Origin of the sequence: Streptomyces sp. SM1 (assembly GCF_002910825.1) — a bacterium.
Taxonomy (GTDB): Bacteria; Actinomycetota; Actinomycetes; order Streptomycetales; family Streptomycetaceae; genus Streptomyces; species Streptomyces okerensis.
Genome location: NZ_NEUB01000574.1, coordinates 1 through 4211 on the forward strand (window position 1 = coordinate 1; position 4211 = coordinate 4211).

Sequence of the window (4211 nt, forward strand, 5' to 3'; positions counted from 1 at the left end):
CGGCTCGGGGGAGGCCAGGACGACCCGTGCGATCAGCCGTCCGGGGGCCACCGGGTCGCGGGCCAGGTCGGCGGCGTCGTAGTCCGCGAGGAACGCCCGGGTGTGCGCCCACCACTCCCTCCGGTACCGCTCGTCGCGCGACGGCAGCTCACGCGCGTACACGCGCAGTTCCCGGTCGAGGAACTTGGCCCGGGCCCGGCGTGCCAGCGGCTTCTCCCCGGCGTCGAGCAGGGTGTCGTGGGCGGTGCGGCACGCGTGGGTGCGGGAGCGCCAGTTGTCGATGCCCGCGCGGTCCAGCGAGATCGACAGCCGCCGCGCGGAGCGGCGGACGTGCCAGACGTACACCCGGTCGGGGACCAGTGCGATACGGGGCGCCGCGGCCCACACCCGCGCGGTGAACACGATGTCCTCGTAGGGGAACCGGCCCTCGGGGAAGCGGATGGCGTGCTCGCGCAGGAAGGCCGTGGCGTAGAGCTTGTTGACGCAGAGGGTGTCGTGCATCAGGCGGGGACGGCGCGCCGGGTGGGTGAGGACCGCGTGGGAGGCGTACAGGCCGGGCTCCCACGGCACCTCGCGGCCCGACGGCAGCTCACGGCGGACGCACAGACCGCACGCGACCTGCGCGTCCGCCCGGGTCGCGGCGGTGAGCAGCGCGTCGACGGCGCCGGGCGGCAGGACGTCGTCGCTGTCCAGGAACATCACGTGGGACGTGCTCACCGCGTCCAGTCCGGCGTTGCGCGGGGTGCCGCAGCCGCCGCTGTTGACGGGGAGCCGGATCACCCGCAGCCGGGGCTCGTCGGCGGCCAGCCGGTCCAGCAGGTCCGCGCTGCCGTCCGTCGAGCAGTCGTCCACGGCGACGACCTCGCGCACGGCGGGGCCCTGCGCGAGTGCCGAGCGCACGGCATCGGGCACATGGGCCGCGTCGTCGAAGCCGATGACGATGACGGAGGCCTGGGGGCGGTGGGGGCGCATGGCGTCCTCGAGATGTTATGAACTATTTGTCGTTCTTGCACCCTTCATACCTCGGCGCGGCCCCGTGGTCCTGCGCAGGGCCACGGGGCCATCCGCTCATACGTGCGAATCTGCCGTCTCGTCCGCTCCGGCGCGCAGCCACCGCACCACGGCCCCGGCACTGTACGGGCCGCCGTCGGGGGCGAGGTGCCGCAGGAAGTCCAGGTCCTGGCCGATGGTGACGACGGGCGGTTCCACCACACCCCGCGGGCGGCGCTGTCCGAGGCCGACGGCGGCCAGCAGGCCGTTGCACAGGCAGTGCCGCCCCTCGATGTCTCCCGCCTCCCCGCCCTTGCGGACGTACGCCGCCTGAGGCTCCGCGGGGCAGCGGTAGCCGAGGGTGCCCTGGGGAGTGCGGTAGGGCGTGCGCAGATAGCCGAGATCGCAGACACGGGCGCGGGCGTCGCCGACGCCGGGGTCGGCCAGGGTGCCGGGCAGGTCGGCGACCTTGAACGGGAAGCTGGTCGGGGAGGCCGCCGGGTCGTTGCGCACCAGCAGTCCGCCCGTCAGCTCCCGCTCGACCAGCCGCCGCCGCAGCCCGGCGTCCAGGCCGGACTCCTCGCAGAGCGCGAAGACGCTGCCGAGCTGGACGCCGGCGGCCCCCGCCGCCCTCGCCTCGCGCAGCTGCCGGGGTCCGCACTGGCCGCCGGCGATCCAGAACGGCAGTCCGAGGCGGGCCATCTTCGCGTAGTCCGGGGTGTCCCTGGGGCCGTAGACGGGGTCGCCGGACCCGTCCAGGCTCAGCGGCCCGCGCGGCGGGGCGCTGTGACCGCCCGCACGGTGGCCCTCGACGACGAATCCGTCCGGCCGGGTCTCCTGGTCGCGGTTCAGATACGCGGCCAGCGCCGGCAGCGAGACGATGGCCAGGACACGGGGACGGCGCAGGCGCCCGGTGAGACCCGTCAGCGCCCCGCCCAGCACCGAGGCGGGGTCGAAGCGCAGCTCGTGGGGCTGATCGTCACCCGCCACGTCCACCCGTACGGTGACCGGCTCCGCCCGGGCGAGGCGGGTGGCTGTCCCGGGAATCTGCGCGGGGATGCCGGCGCCGACCAGGATGTGGTCGACGCCGGCCAGGATCGCGCCGAACATGGCCGGGGCGGTGGCGGGCTGGACCTTCTCCAGGTAGTTCACGCCGACCGGTCCGTCGTGGCCCTCCCTGGCGAGCCACACCTCGCAGAAGTTGGCGATCACGGTCAGCGGACGGGAGGGGCACGTCTCGTCGGCCGTCATCATGGGCGTGGCCGCGAAGCGCTCACCGGGTCCGATCCCGCCCTCGACGAAGTAGCGCTCCCGCAGCGCGTCGGCGAGTTCCGGTACGGGGAAGGCGGCCAGTGCCCGCCGGAGGTGACCGCCCGGGTCGCCGCTCTGGAGCACCCGGATCAGCACGGTGTCGAGGGCGGTGCCGGAGACGACCCCCAGCTGTCCGGTGCGCGCGACGGCCCGGGCGAGCCGCCAGCCGGACACCCCCACACCCATGCCGCCCTGGATCAGCCACGGCAGACCGGCCGCCGCCCGGGTTTCGTTCATGCGGTCCTCGCATACGCCATGCCGGCCGAACCGGGGAGCGAGCCCGGGTCCATGCCGGCGTGCCCAAACTTACGGTCCCGTAAGCTACGGCATCGTAACCTACGGTGCCGTAAGTTAGGCGTCAGGGCGGGCGCTCGGTCCCGGCGCACCTGCCCCGGACTGCCGCCGACCGCGCCGGGCTGCTACGCGCCCTCCGCCGCGGCCCTGTCCAGGGCCGCGGTCAGCTCGTGCAGGCGGGCGCTCAGCGAGCGGAGTTCGTCGCCCCCGAAGCCGGTCGCGGCCAGGATCCGGCGCGGCACCTCGACGGCCCGCTCCCGCAGCGCGGTGCCCTCCTCGGTGGGCCGGACCTCCACCGACCGCTCGTCGCGCGCGCTGCGCTCCCGGCGCACCAGGCCGGCCGTCTCCAGCCGCTTGAGCAGCGGGGACAGTGTGCCGGAGTCCAGCCGCAGATACTCGCCGAGCTTCTTCACGGGCAGCGTGCCGTGCTCCCACAGCACCAGCATGACCAGGTACTGGGGATAGGTGAGGCCGAGATCCCTGAGCACGACGCGGTAGACGCCGTTGAAGGCGCGGGAGGCGGCGTGCAGGCTGAAGCAGATCTGCCCGTCGAGGCGGAGCCAGTCGTCCGCGGCGCCGGGCAGCGGGGCCGTCGCGGATGGGTCCGGAGTGGCTGTCATGCCTCCAGGGTAGCTCTTGCGGGCCATTTGGTTGCACACAATTTAATTGCGTGCTCTACTTGAGGTCGTCAGGCGGCCGGAGCCCACCAGGGATCCGGCCCGGCCATCACTCAGGAGGGGTTCTTCCATGGACGCGCTCTACACCGCCGTCGCCACCGCCACCCACGGCCGTGAGGGCCGCGCCGTCACCTCCGACGGCAAGCTGGACCTCGGCCTCGGCGCCCCGGTGGAACTCGGCGGCAACGGCCAGGGCACCAACCCCGAGCAGCTGTTCGCCGCCGGTTACGCGGCCTGCTTCGGCAGCGCCCTCGGCGTGGTCGGACGGGCGGCGAAGGTCGACGTCAGTGAGGCCGCGGTGACCGCCGAGGTCGTCCTCGGCAAGCAGGGCGAGGGCTTCGCGCTCGCCGTGACCCTGCGCGTCGAACTGCCCGACGGCCTCGACGAGGCGACCGGCCGCAAGCTGGTCGAGCAGGCCCACCAGGTCTGCCCCTACTCCAACGCCACCCGCGGCAACATCCCGGTCGACCTCGTCATCGAGTAGTCCCGGCGGACGCCACCGGCGCGGTTCACTCCCCGACCCGCGCCAGCACCTCTCCCGTCCGCCGGCTCCACGCCACCACCACCGCCTCCTCGGGCACCCGCTGCCAGGGCGTCAGCAGCAGCCAGCGCGCGTGGTACCGGCGGACGATCGCGGCGCGCCCGGCCCGGGTCGAACCGGGATCCAGGTACGCGCGCACATCGGCCGCCCGCCGCAGCCGCTCCCGTTCGTCCAGCGCGGCGTCCGGCCAGGCGGGCGCCGCCAGGTTCGGCCCGTACCCGGCGATCGCGTGGACGGCGTGGTAGCCGTCCGTGATCACCACCTCGCCCGGGCCGATGTACCGCGCGGCCCAGTCGTACGCCGGCCAGTCGGGCGGCTGTTCGAAGCCGACCGGATCCACCGCGGCCGGCTCGCCCTGCTCGACCTTGGTGCCCTGCGGCACGTACGGGACGATGCGG

Annotated in this window: 4 protein-coding genes and 1 pseudogene; 1 reads left to right on the plus strand and 4 read right to left on the minus strand. The window is 74.2% G+C overall.

Going from position 1 to position 4211, the window contains the following annotated elements; all coding sequences use genetic code 11:
• The 3 genes from B9S61_RS13895 to B9S61_RS13905 form a co-directional block, all read right to left on the minus strand.
• The coding region (locus B9S61_RS13895) for a glycosyltransferase family 2 protein (protein ID WP_146064835.1) at positions 1 to 972 on the minus strand (972 nt) is incomplete at its 3' end.
• A 96-nt stretch (positions 973 to 1068) separates the two neighbouring features.
• Positions 1069 to 2538, minus strand: a complete 1470-nt coding sequence (locus B9S61_RS13900) for a nitronate monooxygenase (RefSeq protein WP_103542534.1) — start codon at positions 2536 to 2538, stop codon at positions 1069 to 1071.
• 182 nt (positions 2539 to 2720) lie between these two features.
• Positions 2721 to 3215 (minus strand): MarR family winged helix-turn-helix transcriptional regulator, encoded by a 495-nt coding sequence (locus B9S61_RS13905; RefSeq protein WP_258039651.1) that lies wholly within the window; start codon positions 3213 to 3215, stop codon positions 2721 to 2723.
• 127 nt (positions 3216 to 3342) lie between these two features.
• On the opposite strand from B9S61_RS13905, the gene B9S61_RS13910 reads away from it, so the two are divergent.
• Complete coding sequence (locus tag B9S61_RS13910; protein ID WP_103542536.1) at positions 3343 to 3756, plus strand: organic hydroperoxide resistance protein; 414 nt, start codon at positions 3343 to 3345, stop codon at positions 3754 to 3756.
• Between the two features lie 25 nt (positions 3757 to 3781).
• Here the strand turns inward: B9S61_RS13910 and B9S61_RS13915 are convergent.
• A pseudogene (locus B9S61_RS13915) lies at positions 3782 to 4211 on the minus strand (hypothetical protein); the annotation flags it as partial.